Here is a 14141-nt window from a genome sequence, read left to right as displayed (position 1 = left end):
AATTCTCAATGGAAATTATGTGCCTAACCGGCTCAGTTCTGCGCGGAAACCAACAGTCAGTCCCTTGCAGAGCATTGGTCCATAGCCGTTCAACCGTCGGCGTCCAGAAGCCCAGGGTGCTTTCAGGCAAGACGACGGTTTCGATGCCGGCTGGAGCTCGAGCTTTCACCGTTGCAGCCAAACCACGGTGGTGTTCAAAACTCGCATCGCGGCCGAGCGAGGCCCCCAGCTTAAGATCGACGGCCAACCAGGCTTCAGGTAGTTTCGGTTCGGTCCAGATTGCGGCGGACCAAAGCCAAAAGCCTGCAAGGGTAAAGGCGACAGCCGGCCACGCACGGGTTACGAGGCCCATGAGGCCGGCTGTGACCGCAATAAGCCCCCACCATCCCCATCCGGGGAACAAAACCCCGGCCGCCGTCACGGGATGCGCCCAACCTGTGATACCGAAGGGTGGAAGTGCCATGAGGACACTCGCCGATAAATAGCGGAATGGACGAGCGCCGGAACGCTTCGTCCAGAGCACCGCATGTACCGCAACAAAGCCTCCCGAGGCACATAGCCAAAGCAGCAAGCCGGGCCAGAGGTCGGACGCATAGAAGGCGGCGACCCCTTGCGGCAATCCGCGGGACGCTGAAAGAAAATACCCGGCCGAGACGGCCATCCCCACGGACCTCGTCTGCGCCCGCGACCAGAGTACCGGGAACGCGAGCGCCACCGGAAGAAGAAGCACCTGGCCGCTCCAACCCATCCATCCAGCAATGACGGAAGCGATGAGCAGAAGTGCCGGCCGGCGACGGTCACGGAGCATAGGTCAATACCTCTTGCGCCAGGCCGAGAATTGCCTCCTCGGGAATAGGTCCGAAATACCGAGAGTCGTAGGAACCCGCGAAAGGTGAGTGCAGGAACACCGAACCTCCTGGCACACTCCCACCCGCGAACCGCGTCATCTTCCGACCTTGTCCATCAAACTGCGCCACGCCGGACGACGGAATGGTATGGCCATCCACGCTGACGTTGGCGTCCACTTCGACACGTTGTCCAGGAATAGCGATGACCGACTTGATGAGGGGCGCTGCGCCGCCCGGGCAAAGACCAGAGCGCAGGTACCCGCGCGCGCGTGCCTCACGCATAGTCGCGGTTTGCGGTGGACACACGAAGACAAGATCGCCGACCGTGACCGGGCGAGCGAGCTTGACCATACGCCAGAGACCAAGCGGTTCACTTGGCGTGAGATTGATCCGATAGCCGCCGAACCAGGCGACAGAAATTGTGCCGAGGAACACCAATGTTGTCAGGGCAACCCCGAGCAGGACCGCGTTATTTCTTCGCCTCATCAGCGCGGCTGCAATGAGGATAGCGGTCATTTCAGCGATATCCCCTGACTGTTGGTCTGGCGTAGCGTCTCGGTCTGTTTCAAGGCTTCGACCGTTCGCCGATGGGCGCCGAGCTGCTGCACAGTGCGCATCGTGGCCCACGCCGCCTGAACCTCCAGTTTCTGACCGGATGTCATGCCAGCTGTGATGGCTCGAAAGGTCTCCCCGTTCGTGTCCTTGGCGGAGAGCGGCAGGAAGGTGCGCTCACCGAAACGTTCGGTAACCGCCCTGGCAAAGCCCTCCAGTTCCGCCTTAACTTGTCTGTCGGCGAGAGCGAAAGCCGATGCGCCGGGGAGGTCATTGCGATCGATGGCATCCCGCACCCGCCCCAGCGTTTGGCGGGCGGCTGGGGACAGCGTCGGGATTTCAACCGCGACCTTGCGGCGGGCAGCCACTTCCTCCGCCAGATAGCGTCGTTCCCGGTGTCCGCGCTGGCGGAGGTAGTCGCCAAGACTGTCAGCGAGTGCTGAGGCATTGCGTTCCGCCCGTTCTCGTTCCTGTTTGTCCGTGCGGCTTGCGAGGAGCCCGGTGGTGCCCTTGAGCTTGCCAAAGCTCTCTGGCTGGCTGCTGATCTTCGACAACGTCGAGTTCGCTGCGCTCTCGTCCTTCAAGAGCGCATCGACATTGACCACCTTGAAGGCGGCTTCCGGCTGTGCGTAGACAAGATGAAACCGGGTAGAAACGTCCTCCCATTGCTTCTTCAAGCCGGGGTCCGCTTCCAACCTGTCAGCGACCGCCTGCTCGACGGATTTCGGGAATGTCGCAATACCGGCAACCATTGGCCTCTTCTCCTTGAGGTTTTGGGAGTGCGGTGTTTCGGCGTCAAAGGCGACGCCAAACTTGAGCCCGACAGCCACGAACCTGTGGGCCAGATCGGCCAGTTTCTGTTTCTGCCGGATCGTCCGTTCGAGCTGGTCGCGGGCGATCGTGCGCGCGACATTGACGAGATGCAGGCCGCGCGCTTTGGCGAAGCGCAACGCTTGGCGATAGAACGGCGCCTTCTCGTAATCGAGCGTGGTTTCCTTCGCTTGTCTTCGCGACAGGATCCCAATGAGGCCGCCGGCCTTGGCGAATGATCGGGTACCGTAATAGAGGCTCAGATCCTCACGGTGCCGGGTCATCGCAACGTAGGTCAGATGCCGATCGAGCGAGAGCGAAGCGAGCACCTTCACCCGGTCCACGGTGGCGCCCTGGCTTTTATGGATCGTGGTGGCATAGCCGTGGTCGATATTGCTGTAGAAGCGTTGTTCGACTGTGACGCGGCGGCAATGCCCACCTTCGCCGACCTCCACGACGATACGATTTTGAGCAGCTTCGACGACCTTGCCGAGCATGCCGTTCTTCACGCCCAACGATCCTTCATTTTTGAGGAAGACGATCTGATCACCACGGGCGAAACGGCGGTTTCCGTCTTCGGTCCGAAAGACAAAGCCGTCGTCTAACAAGCCTCGCTCGACCAGCCTGGTCCGCGCCATCTCGTTCAGAATTCTCACGTCGCGCCGAAGGTGCGCGAGGATCAGTGTGGTCTTGGTCGGATCGTAGTTCCGATCCCAGTCCCCAATCAGGTTCTCGACCGCTTGGGTCTTGAGCTCGGAGCCAAATATCCTGCCATTGGAGCGATAGATTTCGACCGCCTTGTCGACATGGCCTCGAGCAAGATCGAGCGAGGCATCGCGCATCCACTGTTCGCGCTGCCGATAGATGGTCTGAAGTTCGGCATAGCCGATGCGATCGGCGATGGCCCGGAAGGCAGCACCCGCTTCGATGGGCTGCAGCTGTTCCGGATCACCAATTAGAACGAGCTTGGCGCCAGCCATCGTCGCAGCCTCGACGAACAGCGCCATCTGGCGTGATGACACCATGCCGGCTTCGTCAAGAACAAAGATCGTCTTGTCATCGAGCTGATCTCGAGCTTCTTTCCAGCGCAGTTCCCAGGCCGAAAGCGTACGTGAGTTGATACCCGCATCCTTCTGCAGCCCTTCGGCAGCCTTGCCTGCAAGGGCACCGCCTGCGACCCGATAGCCCGCCGCTTCCCAGGCTTCGCGCGCTGCCTTCATCATCGTCGTCTTGCCGGCCCCGGCAAGTCCGATGACAGCGGCAATCCGCTCCGGTCCCGCCACATGCTCAATTGCCGTTTGCTGTTCCTTCGACAGACGCGAATGTCGTGCGAACGTTGCCTGAAGCACGGCTTCCTCGATCCCGTGCGATGACCGGCGTGAGAGCCAAACCGCGCGACTTGCCATTTCCGCTTCCAGCCGGATCAGCTCGCGCGTCGTGAACTTCGCGGGCACCAGTGCGCCGATCGCAAACGCAAGGCGTTCGCGATCAAGGCGAAGCGCCTGCGGGCTTTGCAGAATGCGAGCCATCAGGCTGTGGAAGATACCGGGGTCATCGACGTAGCGATGCAGGATCTTCGCCACATCGCGCTCTTCGAAGACGCTCTTCTCACGCGTGATCAGGTCGAGCACGATCTCCGGCCGCCGTTGAATGCGCCGGGCGTTTTCGCTACGCCGTTGCTCCTGCAATTCCAGTCGCTCCAGCGAAACGACCTCTTCGCCCGGCGTTGGTTTCCGCTCGATGGCCTTGGTTCCGACCCCGAGATGGATGGTCGGCGAAAGATCGATGCCCTGCTTTTCAAAGGAGCGACCGTCGATGCGGATGTCGAGACCTGCAAGCGCCAGATGACGGTTCTGACAAGCAAACCAGCCATCGCGAAACGCATTGAAATCGTCGAGACTTCCGGCCCAGAGTTCATAGACGATCTTGCCGGCATCGTTGCGGATCGGCTTGCCGTCCGGCCCCCGCACCGCAATCTTCTTGGCGCCGAAGCCATCCTCAGTGAGCGGCCTCAGCGTCGTCATCATATGGACATGCGGGTTGCCCGGCGCATCATGGTAGACCCAGTCGGCGACCATGCCCTTGGAGGTAACGTGCCGCTCGACAAAATCGCGGACGAGCGCGATGTTTTGCTCAGGTGTCAGTTCGAGCGGCAGCGCGATCGTGACGTCTTTGGCGAGTTGGGCATCGTCCCGCTTCTCGAAGCTCTCAACCTTGTTCCAGAAGGCTTCCGCGGCACCCGATATCGACCTGTCAGCTATCATCGATCGCAGCCATCGGGGGGAATCGGCCGGAATGGCAAACTCCTCGTGCAACAAACCCTGCTTGGCACGATAGTCGATCGTTCTTGCTTCTCGCTCGTAGTCCATCTTGGCGCAGTGCCGATAGGCCGCCGACAGCACCGCGCTGCGGCCGGAACCGCGGGTAACGACGCTGACGGAGAAGTGGGGAACGGCCATGGCAGAGATCTTTCCCGATTGCGAACGAACGAACGCTTCGTCAGGAGCGGCGGCCCCGCCAGGGGGAGAAGCAAAAGCGTCGCAGTTGCGACGTATAATTGCGCACTTGATGCCGCTCCTTCGGAACGGCCGTGATCATTCACAAAAGCATCGCGTTTGGCGATTGTAGGATTCACCGTAGTGCGTTCCGCCCTTCGGTCCGCGAAACTGGCTTCGAAAGACAAGCTTTCTGAAGCCAGGAGACGGATGGAATGAAGAAACATTCTTCAAGAATTCGCGACGAAATCGCCAAACTGCAGGAACAGCTCAAACAAGCCGAGACCCGTGAAGCCGAGCGTATCGGTCGGATTGCGCTCAAGGCAGGCCTTGGTGAAATCGAGATCGACGAAACCGAGCTTCACGCAGCCTTCGAGGAACTGGCGACGCGGTTTCGGGGAGGCCAAGGGATCGTCACATCGAGCGGAGGGAAGAGGGGTACTGGCGCCGCACCGGGTTCGACCGCGACGTTCGCCCCTGGCGCGACACAGGGCAGCAGTGGAGAAGCTTAAGCGGATGGCAAGAACAATGACATCTGATGCCCGCAAAAAGGACACGCGAGAAAAGATCGAACTCGGTGGCCTGATCGTAAAGGCGGGCCTTCGATATGAAAAGCGCGCGCTTCTGCTTGGAGCGCTGGTCGAACTCAGACGGCGGCTGAAGTCCGACGATGGCGAACGCGCACGACTGATCGCCATCGGTGCGGAGGCCTTCAACAGTGACAATGAATAGGCTCGCGCTCGTGGTCATTCCCGTCGCGTTCATGATGTTGACGGTGATCGGCATGGACGGGGTCGAGCATTGGCTTTCGCTATTCGGCAAAACGGATGCGACAAGGAAAGCACTCGGCAGTGTCGGTATCGCCGCGCCCTATGTCACCGCCGCGGCGATCGGAATAGTCTTCCTGTTCGCAAGCGCGGGCGCAGCGAGCATCAAGTTCGCGGGTTGGGCCGTTCTCGCCGGATCTGCAGCAACGCTTTTGACAGCGGCATTGCGAGAGGCAGCGCGTCTTTCAGCGATTTCCCGAGAAGTGCCGGCCGGCATGTCCATTGCCTCGTATCTGGACCCAGCAACAATGGTCGGAGCAGGGACCGCACTGATGGCTGGATGTTTCGCGCTCCGCGTTGCGCTGATCGGCAACGCAGCCTTCAAACGCGCCGAGCCGAAACGGGTAAAAGGACAGCGGGCTCTTCACGGAGAGGCCGACTGGATGAAGCTAAGGGAAGCAGCGAAGCTCTTTCCCGAAACAGGCGGAATTGTCATTGGCGAGTGCTACCGCGTCGACAAGGACAGTACGGCGGGGCAGTCGTTTCGGGCGAATGCTCCGCAGACCTGGGGCGCCGGTGGCAAGCCGCCGTTGCTCTGCTTTGACGCTTCATTCGGGTCGTCGCACGGTATCGTCTTTGCCGGATCCGGCGGCTTCAAAACGACCTCGGTGACAATTCCAACCGCACTCAAATGGGGTGGGGCTCTTGTCGTCCTCGACCCTTCAAACGAAGTAGCGCCGATGGTTTGCCGGCATCGCGAAGGGGCGGCACGGTTGATCCGCATCCTCGACCCGAAGCAACCGGAAACGGGGTTCAATGCGCTCGACTGGATCGGTCGCTTCGGTGGAACCAAGGAGGAGGATATTGCATCGGTCGCCTCATGGATCATCAGCGACAGCGGCGGTCCACGTGGTGTGCGTGACGACTTCTTCCGCGCATCGGCTCTGCAATTGTTGACTGCTTTGATCGCCGACGTCTGCCTGTCCGGTCATACCGACCGGGAGTACCAGACCTTGCGACAGGTTCGAGCTAACCTGGCGGAGCCGGAGCCGAAACTGCGCGAGCGACTGCAGTCGATCTACGACAGCTCGAATTCCGACTTCGTGAAGGAAAATGTCGCCGCCTTCGTCAATATGACGCCAGAAACTTTCTCCGGCGTCTACGCCAATGCGGTCAAGGAAACGCATTGGCTGTCCTATCCAAACTATGCGGCTCTGGTGTCCGGTTCGACCTTCAGGACCGATGCGCTTGCCACCGGCAACACCGACGTGTTCATCAACATCGACCTGAAGACATTGGAGACGCATTCTGGTCTTGCGCGTGTGATCATCGGCGCGTTCCTCAACGCGATCTACAATCGCGATGGCGCGGTGAAGGGAAAGGTTCTCTTCCTTCTCGATGAAGTCTCGCGCCTCGGTTACATGCGGATCCTGGAAAGCGCGCGTGATGTCGGCCGCAAGTATGGCATCACGCTGACGATGATCTACCAGTCGATCGGGCAGATGCGCGAAACCTACGGTGGCCGCGATGCCACGAGCAAATGGTTCGAAAGCGCGAGCTGGATATCTTTCGCCGCTATCAACGATCCCGAAACAGCAGATTACATATCCAAACGCTGTGGCATGACTACAGTCGAGATCGACCAGGTCAGCCGGAGTTTTCAAGCGAAGGGAACGTCTCGAACCCGATCAAAGCAGCTTGCCGCCCGCGCGCTGATCCAGCCACACGAAGTTCTTCGCATGCGCGCCGATGAGCAGATCGTCTTTACCGCCGGCAACCCGCCGCTTCGCTGCGGACGAGCGATCTGGTTCAGGCGAAACGACATGAAGGTTTGCGTCGATGCGAACAGGTTCCACGCGCAAGGCGTCTGAGCTGCCGGATCGAGCCGGCGCGAGAAGCAACGAGCAAGGCTGATCCTCGAGAAAATGAAGAGTATCGGAGAAATCAGCATAGCGACGCCCGAGGGGCGGGATTTCGGGAATTCTCGTCGTGCGATGGGCGGGAAAAGGGCAGCCGCAGGAGCCTCAACCGAGTTACGCGAGGGGAGGCGGGACCGACTGCACCCGCGCCTCGCACACAATTTGGTCGCACCTCCGCACTGCGAGGCCGAAAGCTGAAGTCTTCCATACATCACCGATATGAATCAGTTCACGGCAATCGATTCAAAAGTCTCGTTGGACGCAGTCGCCGGCATCGAAGATTCTGGCTTCATGATCTGTCAACCCTATCGACTCTACGTCGAACGCTCCGATCTATCGAGAAACATGGCACGCTATTATGCCATGTCGATTGAACCGAACCTCTTCGGCGAAATTTGTCTGTTGCGGAAGTGGGGCCGCATTGGAAAGAACGGACAGATGAAGGTCCATCATTTTGGTCGGGAAGAGGAGGCGGTCCAGCTATTCCTCGAACTCCTCCGACTGAAACGACGGCGCGGCTATAGACCGCGAACTTGCTGGCCGAATTGATGGGCGGGACGGATTGCGATGGCGAGTCCTGCGGCTTCAAGTGGACGACACATGCAAGAGCCTCCGTCAAAACAGAGGCTCTGCGCTGATACAACCGTCTTGCTCTGCCAGCATGACCTCACGCTCGGCCCTTGCGAGTTCAAGTTCGGTCTCGATCTGCCGACGCTCGCCAACACCAACGGCGTTCCGCAGTTCGACAAGTAGCTCTTCGATGTGTTGTTCGATCGTCATCGTCGTCATCTCCTGATGTTTGAGAAAGATGACGTCAGCGGTCGTGGGGAGAGGGGCGGGTCAAGGAGCGCCAGGCGCCCGCAACGCGGCGAGTGGGGGAGCCGAAATGCGTGAGCATTTTGGGGGTACCACCCGTCCTTGAGGCAGCCCTTACACCACGTCACGATGCCATGATCTGAGCAATTCCTAACCTCTCGTGTGGCAGCAAAAAACCGGAAACCGGCTCGACGCCTGGTTCCGGTTTGAGTAACGCGGCCTGGCCCGCCTCGGGAACAGGTTAAGCGGGGCTTGGGTCAAATCCGCTCAGCGGCTGCCATCTTCGCGGTAGCACAACAATGCTGTGAAGCTGAAGGCGCGGCCCCGCCTGATCGGCGGGGCCGTCGTTCTTCAATCCCGGTTCGGGCGGGACCAGATGAGCTGGTAGCCGTCCTCGCCATCGACTTCCGTCAGCGTCGCGTAGATCGGAGCCGGGAAGCTCGGGTCGTCGAGTTTGACCGAAAGGTAGTCGCGGTCCTGTTCGGAGCGCTTCTGCCAGGCCGCGCCGAGTTCAACGGCGCCCGCAAAGATGCGGAACTGCGGGCCCTTGTCCGAGGGATTTTCGATGCGGGCGATGCGGGCCTTGACGTTGAGGGCGAGGGTGCGGATCGAGCCGGTGAAGCCGTTTTCGTTTGCGGTGAAGGTGCCAATGGTAGCCATTATGCTATTCCTTTTTGCTGTTCGGGCCGCTCCATTGCGGCCTCGATGGCAGTCGCAAAGACCGGGGACAATCGGTCCGCACCCGAAAGGGCCGGAACACAAGTGGAGGGCGGAACGCAGAAACTTTCTTGTCTCGCGAGGAATGGCGGTGATCCGGGGTCCCCACTCGACGTTGTCGGAGTGGGGTGGTCTCCGCCAGGGGATGAAAGTTTCGCAGGGACGTTGCGGGAACAAGAGCGAGGCGAAGCCGTTCTCCGGTCAGACAGCCCCATCGAGCCCGCGAATGGTGCCCCGGCGGTCAATGAAAAAGGGATAGGACGGCGGCGATCGACATCAGATCCGGGCCGATAGCTGCACCGCGTCGAGCCTGACTGCCGCGGACAACAGTCAAGACACGCTTCTCGCATGATCCTCGGGCAAGGCCAACTTGCGAGACCATCTTGTAGCGATAGAGTTACGTCGCGATTCGTCGCCTGGAGGAAAAATGCGTCAGCAGACAAAGCCGTTCATCGTTGAAATCAAGCAGTCCCGGAAGCTGAAAACCGGCAATCAGAAACCCTCGATCTGGGGGAAGCTGGATCTGAGCGTGGCCGATGATCCGGCAATCGACGTGACGCCGTCGACGGAGCCGACCCCCGCCGAGATTGGCGAGCGAGTTTAACTTCGTCATCCGACAGCTTTGCCATCTGGCTACCCTTTGCGTTCCGTCTCCTCCGGCTGCAGCCCGTGGAGATAAGGGATCGCGCGCTGCGCATGTGCCGCCGCCTGAAAAATTGCCCGCTTGTCGTCGGCAAGTACCGTCAGCCAGGATTGAAGATAGGACGCATGGTCCGGCCGCGGATCAAGTTCGGGCACGATGCCAAGGTCGGCGCAAAGGAAACAACTGCCAAGCTCTGCAACATATCCTGACAGTCAAGCCTGGCGATGGCCATCGCCGTAACTGAGTATCAGGCCTCAGCGATTTTATGTTCCTCGCGGGCTGCTTCCCAGACTTCTCGCGCCGCATCGGCGTTCATGGCAGCAATGGCGAGCCCGACGATCAGGTCAGGCCATGCGGACAGGGTGTATACCGTTAGGAGACCGGCCGCGATGATCGCGATATTCGCCAGCGCGTCATTGCGTGCGGAGAGGAATGCGGCCTTCGTGAGGCTACCGCTGTGTCGGCGGAAACGCGTCAGCATGATCGCGCAAGTAAGATTGACCGTAAGCGCGCCAAGGCCGGTCAATGATAGCGCGAGCGCCTCAGGCGGGCTGGGCGTCATGAACTTTTCCCACGCCGTCCAGAGTGTTGCCAAGCCCGGAATGAGCAGAATGCCGGCAAGCAGCATTCCGACCTTGGCGCGGCGACGGGCAGACCACCCGAGAGCGACAAGGATGAGGAAGTTGACGGAGGCGTCCTCGAGGAAGTCCACGCTGTCGGCGAACAGCGAGACAGAGCCGATGGCGCGCGCGACGGCGAACTCGATGCCGAAGTAGGCGAGATTGAGAAGGACGACTAGACGGACCACCCGCCGCAAATCTCGATCATGTGTAGACGTATCCATCCCTTCCGGCTCCAATTAGCGATTCTCATCGTGTGCGTCGAAGACCTGCTGGGCATAGGCGTCGAGCAATGCCTCACAGGCCCGCAGCCGTTCTTCAGCCTCGGCCCCAAGGGTCGCGCCGTAGAAGTCGAGCTTGCGAATCTTCTCGAACCAGCCCTGGAGCTTCTTCAGATCGACGTCATTCTCCTCAAGCTCGGCGTAGGTGAAGTGGTCTGCTGCCCGCTCCTTGGCGATCTCCGCCTCGAAGTCCCCGCACTTGTCGATGAACTCCCGATAGGCCTCGTCCCGGTCAGATTTGAATCGGGCAATAACCTTCTCTTCCTGGAATCGATCGAGCGCCACCGTTTCCAGAATCACGGATTCCCCTGCCATTTCGTGGACACCGTTCTCAATCATCTTCAGTCCGCGGACGTGATCGTCGGTCTTGGGGAGCAGGCAGACCCCGTTCTGTAGATACACCGCACCCATTCCCTTTAATCGGCGCCATAATGCGACCCGCTTCGCGGCAGGTTCGGGCGGGACTTTGTAGGTCAAAAGCAGCCAGGATGAAGTAGCCATGGCTGCACTATAAAGTTACGGCTGTTACAAATCAATCGTTCGAGCGCTGAGGTGCCGCTAGGCCCGGAGGTGATATAGTACTCAACTCGGCGGCTGCTGCGCGTGCATCCAGTCGGCGGCAGCCTGCGCTTTGCCCGCGGCGGTGAAGATCGCCCGCGCGTCGTCCTTCAGCACTTTGAGCCAGGAGGCCACATAAGCTGCGTGGTCAGGTCGCGGATGATGCGCCAGACCCAGATCGGCCAGGATATAGGCTGCAGCAAGTTCGGCGGTCAGTTCTTCGACTGCCAAGGCCTGGCGAGTGAAGCGTTTGGTGAAGTCACGATCGAGCCGATGCCTGGCGCCCGTGGCATGCGCAGCCTCATGGACATAAGTCCCGACGTGAGCGACAGCGTCGCGGAAGACGTTGAAGTCCGGCATAAAGATGTGGTCGAGATCGATGCGATAGTACGCAGCGTCGGCGCCAAAGGTAACGGGGATGCCGAGCGCACTGATGAAGGCCTCCGCATGCGGGATTCGTTCAGAGTCAGCCAGCATCGGAGCGGCGGGAGCCGCGAAGCCCTCGACCTGAGAGCTGTTGAAGACCGAGAAGGCCCGCGCAAAGAGGCGTCGCTGGGGGTGCTCGTCGTCGTCGGCGACATCATCGTCACTGCGTGCGGCAAACTCCTTCCAAAGCACGACGGTCGTGGCGCGTTCGCCCTTGCGGACCTGGGCGTCGAGCGCCTGCCATTGCCTGTATGTGCCCCAGATGCCGCTTCCGAAGCCGTGAGCCTGGGCGGCGATCCAAAGGGCGAGCGTATTGACGCCGCGGTAGGCCTTTCCGGAAGAGATGTTGGTTGGACGGGCAACCGAGGCTCCATCGTGGTGCCAGGGCATCCGCCATTCGCCGGCGCCGGCCTCGATGGCGGCAATGATCTCCAAGGTGATGCGGGTATAAACGTCGGTGCGGTTTTGCGTGTCCATGGTCGGAACTCCTGTCCCGCCGGGGCCAATCCCCGGCGGCGGAGCAGCCACCTGCGATGGCCCAAGGGCCGACCGCGCACTCGAAGAGCCGCAGCGTGAGCGAAGGACGGCGATCAGCCGTTGCGCGGGCGGACCTGACATCGCGCGCTCCGCCGAACGCCGGGGTTGGTCCGACGGGACACCCGATCAGTGGCCGCAGACAAAGCCGCTACGCCGCCTCAGTCCGACGATCTAAGCCACCAAGAACCGCCTCGATCCGCTGGAGATCCTGCTTCACGATGGTCCGTTGCAGAGGCGACAGACGCTTCTCCCTCAGCGAAATCTTGGCGTCCTCCGCAGAGCGCGACCATGCTGGCCGATGGCGTGCGGTGATGCAGGCATTGGGGCAGCGGGTTGGCTGGCAAAGGGGTCATCTTGCGGTCGTTCTTCGTCGCCTGTTTGAGGCAAATCGCGGTGCCCGGATCGAAGAAGCAATCGGCAAACACGCCGACATGCAGCGTTCGTGCGAGGCTGGCGAGCATGGTTCGCAGTCGAGCCCGGTCAGCAATCATGGCCGGAGGCGGGGCGAGTTCGGCTGCCGCGGTATCGAGCGCATTAGATATCCGTGGCGCCGCTGGTCCAGAGAGGGGCGATCCGGTCTGGCGCTCCTCGAAGTAAGCCAGCATATCGTCGAGCTGCCCCAAGGCGCGTTGGTTCTCGACTTCAGCGCGGAATGCGCTAGAACCTGCATAACCCTCGAAGGTAGCGACGGATGCATGCTTGTACTGGCTCATCCCCGCAATGGTGCCAAACGGGCGGTTGGCGGATCGCGACAGCGTCATCCTTCCACCGTTGCGGCCGCCGGGAATGCCGATCGAACAAGCTGAACATCTGCTGGCGCGTAGCCGTTCCCTGAAAAACCTTTCGGATCTGGCTTTGGATTGTCATCTGCGGCTCCTTCGGCGTTAGGCTGGACCGAAATGCTGCGGATCCTCACGGCCTCACTCTTCACTTTGGTCCTTCATGATACCTCGCCCGTCGCCGGCATCCCGGCTGCCCGCGTCAAGGGCCGGCGCAGCCGGGCGAAGCCTCCCTTGATGCGGTCGGCGGGCATGCGGCACGTCTGCCTTGTTCGCTGTTTTCTTCATTCTTTCCTTCTGCTGCTTGAGAACCTCGTTCCAATCGTCGGCGAAGGGACGAAGTCGATGCCATGTGCAGCCGATTTCGTCAGCCAGTGCGCGGAGCCGGTCGGCGTAGGCGTCGCCTTGTGAATTGTCGTCCGTCGCCGCGACGAGCTGTACGTCCGGGTGTGCTGCCAGCAGGCGCAAGGCGGCCCTCGTCGCCGGCGCCCAGCCACCGCCAGTGCTAAGATAGAGCGTGCCCACCCGCATCCCTTCGATGGCCGCCAGGCTCATGGCGTCGATCGCCGCCTCGGTCACACAAAGGCGAGTGGCCCTTATGCACCCAAGCCGGAACAGGTTCTTGCTGCCGCCGGTCGCAAATCCACGCCATTCCGGTCCGCGGGCTTCCCATCCGCAAACTGCGCCCATCTCGTCGGTATGTGCCGCCCACACGCTCCCCGACGGCCCTTCGCGCAGTAAACCTTGAGCGATCGCGGTGCGGATAATGCAGACAGGAAGGCATCGCTGCCAACGGAGATAACGCCATGTTGCCGAGCCCGGCCATGGCGATCTCCGGCGGGCCCAAGTTTCGGCGATGGCAGTGAGATCCGGAAGCTCGCGATCTTCGTGCTTCCACATGGAAGCTGACGGCTCCGCGCCGATAAGTGCAGCGACCCGAGCGCATGCTTCGAGGAAGGCGCAGTGCTCCAGGTGGACTACGAGACCGAAGACGTCGCCTTTCCCATCCCCAAGAGGATCGAACCATCCTCTTCCTGAATGCGTGACAATGATGATTTCGCTGCCACGGCGATACTTCATGGCACGCCTTGTGCTCTCTTTAGGGTCGAGAGCGAAACCAGAGGTCTCCAGCGCCACCTCACAGCGCACCGTTTCCCGCAGTCGTTCAATCTCACTCCTGTTCATTTTTTCATCCGGTCGCGTCGCGACCGTCCTCTCATCTCGTTTCTTCCCGTGATTATCGCGGGCCAATTTCAAACGGCCGCGAAGAGCAAAGGCCGCAAGGGCGCGCTCCGCAATTGTAGGATTCTACAATTGGAGGCGTCAGGCGCGGCGAAGCCTCCCTTGCGGCCGCCAGCTCGCAAGCGGCAGCC

16 protein-coding genes and 1 pseudogene are annotated in these 14141 nt (G+C 60.7%); 5 read left to right on the top strand and 12 right to left on the bottom strand.

Features of this window, described 5'->3' with window-relative positions; genetic code table 11:
* From I8N66_RS31160 to traA, 3 genes are all read right to left on the bottom strand, one after another.
* The coding region (locus tag I8N66_RS31160) for a carbon-nitrogen hydrolase family protein (protein ID WP_291162404.1) at nt 1-808 on the bottom strand (808 nt) is incomplete at its 3' end.
* Nucleotides 798-1364: a conjugative transfer signal peptidase TraF gene (gene traF / locus I8N66_RS31155; protein ID WP_291162401.1), complete on the bottom strand. Its 567-nt coding sequence runs from the start codon at nt 1362-1364 to the stop codon at nt 798-800. The genes I8N66_RS31160 and traF, both read right to left, overlap by 11 nt.
* Entirely contained in the window at nt 1361-4669 is a 3309-nt protein-coding gene (traA, locus tag I8N66_RS31150; protein WP_291162398.1) for a Ti-type conjugative transfer relaxase TraA, read from the bottom strand. Before traA ends, traF begins: the two co-directional genes overlap by 4 nt.
* A gap of 251 nt (nt 4670-4920) precedes the next feature.
* On the opposite strand from traA, the gene traC reads away from it, so the two are divergent.
* The 4 genes from traC (at nt 4921) to I8N66_RS31130 (ending at nt 7940) form a co-directional block, all read left to right on the top strand.
* Nucleotides 4921-5217 carry a conjugal transfer protein TraC gene (gene traC / locus I8N66_RS31145; protein WP_113535877.1) on the top strand — a complete coding sequence of 99 codons (297 nt, stop codon included), beginning with the start codon at nt 4921-4923 and terminating at the stop codon, nt 5215-5217.
* Between the two features lie 4 nt (nt 5218-5221).
* Complete coding sequence (locus tag I8N66_RS31140) at nt 5222-5437, top strand: type IV conjugative transfer system coupling protein TraD (RefSeq protein ID WP_291162395.1); 216 nt, start codon at nt 5222-5224, stop codon at nt 5435-5437.
* A complete protein-coding gene (traG, locus tag I8N66_RS31135; RefSeq protein ID WP_291162393.1) occupies nt 5424-7343 on the top strand; it encodes a Ti-type conjugative transfer system protein TraG in 1920 nt (639 codons plus the stop codon). Before I8N66_RS31140 ends, traG begins: the two co-directional genes overlap by 14 nt.
* A 339-nt stretch (nt 7344-7682) precedes the next feature.
* Nucleotides 7683-7940 carry a WGR domain-containing protein gene (locus tag I8N66_RS31130; protein WP_291162410.1) on the top strand — a complete coding sequence of 86 codons (258 nt, stop codon included), beginning with the start codon at nt 7683-7685 and terminating at the stop codon, nt 7938-7940.
* A gap of 66 nt (nt 7941-8006) precedes the next feature.
* Here I8N66_RS31130 and I8N66_RS31125 read toward each other — a convergent pair whose 3' ends face one another.
* Nucleotides 8007-8171: a hypothetical protein gene (locus tag I8N66_RS31125; protein WP_291162392.1), complete on the bottom strand. Its 165-nt coding sequence runs from the start codon at nt 8169-8171 to the stop codon at nt 8007-8009.
* 387 nt (nt 8172-8558) lie between these two features.
* The gene (locus tag I8N66_RS31120; RefSeq protein WP_113535881.1) at nt 8559-8867 is read right to left on the bottom strand and encodes a DUF736 domain-containing protein; all 309 of its coding nucleotides are present in this window, start codon (nt 8865-8867) and stop codon (nt 8559-8561) included.
* A 484-nt stretch (nt 8868-9351) separates the two neighbouring features.
* Here I8N66_RS31120 and I8N66_RS31115 point away from each other — a divergent pair, with 484 nt between their 5' ends.
* Nucleotides 9352-9528: a hypothetical protein gene (locus I8N66_RS31115; RefSeq protein WP_291162389.1), complete on the top strand. Its 177-nt coding sequence runs from the start codon at nt 9352-9354 to the stop codon at nt 9526-9528.
* A gap of 29 nt (nt 9529-9557) precedes the next feature.
* Here I8N66_RS31115 and I8N66_RS31110 read toward each other — a convergent pair.
* The 7 genes and pseudogenes from I8N66_RS31110 to I8N66_RS31085 form a co-directional block, all read right to left on the bottom strand.
* Nucleotides 9558-9767: pseudogene (locus I8N66_RS31110) on the bottom strand (zincin-like metallopeptidase domain-containing protein); the annotation flags it as partial.
* A gap of 47 nt (nt 9768-9814) precedes the next feature.
* Nucleotides 9815-10411, bottom strand: a complete 597-nt coding sequence (locus I8N66_RS31105; RefSeq protein ID WP_291162387.1) for a cation transporter — start codon at nt 10409-10411, stop codon at nt 9815-9817.
* Nucleotides 10412-10426: 15 nt separating this feature from the next.
* Nucleotides 10427-10969 (bottom strand): Chromate resistance protein ChrB, encoded by a 543-nt coding sequence (locus I8N66_RS31100; RefSeq protein WP_291162385.1) that lies wholly within the window; start codon nt 10967-10969, stop codon nt 10427-10429.
* 81 nt (nt 10970-11050) lie between these two features.
* Nucleotides 11051-11929 (bottom strand): zincin-like metallopeptidase domain-containing protein, encoded by an 879-nt coding sequence (locus I8N66_RS31095; protein ID WP_291162383.1) that lies wholly within the window; start codon nt 11927-11929, stop codon nt 11051-11053.
* 218 nt (nt 11930-12147) lie between these two features.
* Nucleotides 12148-12750 (bottom strand): hypothetical protein, encoded by a 603-nt coding sequence (locus I8N66_RS31090; RefSeq protein ID WP_291162413.1) that lies wholly within the window; start codon nt 12748-12750, stop codon nt 12148-12150.
* Nucleotides 12647-12856, bottom strand: coding sequence for a DUF1419 domain-containing protein (locus I8N66_RS37630; RefSeq protein ID WP_365888149.1), 210 nt, complete (start codon nt 12854-12856; stop codon nt 12647-12649). Before I8N66_RS37630 ends, I8N66_RS31090 begins: the two co-directional genes overlap by 104 nt.
* Nucleotides 12857-12909: 53 nt before the next feature.
* On the bottom strand, nt 12910-14019 hold the full coding sequence (locus I8N66_RS31085; protein ID WP_365888147.1) for a DUF3991 and toprim domain-containing protein: 1110 nt from the start codon (nt 14017-14019) through the stop codon (nt 12910-12912).
* Nucleotides 14020-14141 lie beyond the last annotated feature (122 nt).

This window comes from Ensifer sp. SSB1 (assembly GCF_016652895.1).
Classification (GTDB): Bacteria; Pseudomonadota; Alphaproteobacteria; order Rhizobiales; family Rhizobiaceae; genus Ensifer.
Note: the sequence above shows the minus strand (reverse complement) of the source record. Positions and strands in the feature narration are given on the sequence as shown.

Excerpts from the sequence above, each read along its gene's own strand:
- traF (WP_291162401.1), bottom strand. The coding sequence starts at position 1,364 with ATGACCGCTATCCTCATTGCAGCCGCGCTGATGAGGCGAAGAAATAAC.
- traA (WP_291162398.1), bottom strand. The coding sequence starts at position 4,669 with ATGGCCGTTCCCCACTTCTCCGTCAGCGTCGTTACCCGCGGTTCCGGC.
- traC (WP_113535877.1), top strand. The coding sequence starts at position 4,921 with ATGAAGAAACATTCTTCAAGAATTCGCGACGAAATCGCCAAACTGCAG.
- I8N66_RS31140 (WP_291162395.1), top strand. The coding sequence starts at position 5,222 with ATGGCAAGAACAATGACATCTGATGCCCGCAAAAAGGACACGCGAGAA.
- I8N66_RS31130 (WP_291162410.1), top strand. The coding sequence starts at position 7,683 with ATGATCTGTCAACCCTATCGACTCTACGTCGAACGCTCCGATCTATCG.
- I8N66_RS31125 (WP_291162392.1), bottom strand. The coding sequence starts at position 8,171 with ATGACGATCGAACAACACATCGAAGAGCTACTTGTCGAACTGCGGAAC.
- I8N66_RS31120 (WP_113535881.1), bottom strand. The coding sequence starts at position 8,867 with ATGGCTACCATTGGCACCTTCACCGCAAACGAAAACGGCTTCACCGGC.
- I8N66_RS31115 (WP_291162389.1), top strand. The coding sequence starts at position 9,352 with ATGCGTCAGCAGACAAAGCCGTTCATCGTTGAAATCAAGCAGTCCCGG.
- I8N66_RS31105 (WP_291162387.1), bottom strand. The coding sequence starts at position 10,411 with ATGGATACGTCTACACATGATCGAGATTTGCGGCGGGTGGTCCGTCTA.
- I8N66_RS31100 (WP_291162385.1), bottom strand. The coding sequence starts at position 10,969 with ATGGCTACTTCATCCTGGCTGCTTTTGACCTACAAAGTCCCGCCCGAA.
- I8N66_RS31095 (WP_291162383.1), bottom strand. The coding sequence starts at position 11,929 with ATGGACACGCAAAACCGCACCGACGTTTATACCCGCATCACCTTGGAG.
- I8N66_RS31090 (WP_291162413.1), bottom strand. The coding sequence starts at position 12,750 with ATGACGCTGTCGCGATCCGCCAACCGCCCGTTTGGCACCATTGCGGGG.
- I8N66_RS37630 (WP_365888149.1), bottom strand. The coding sequence starts at position 12,856 with ATGACAATCCAAAGCCAGATCCGAAAGGTTTTTCAGGGAACGGCTACG.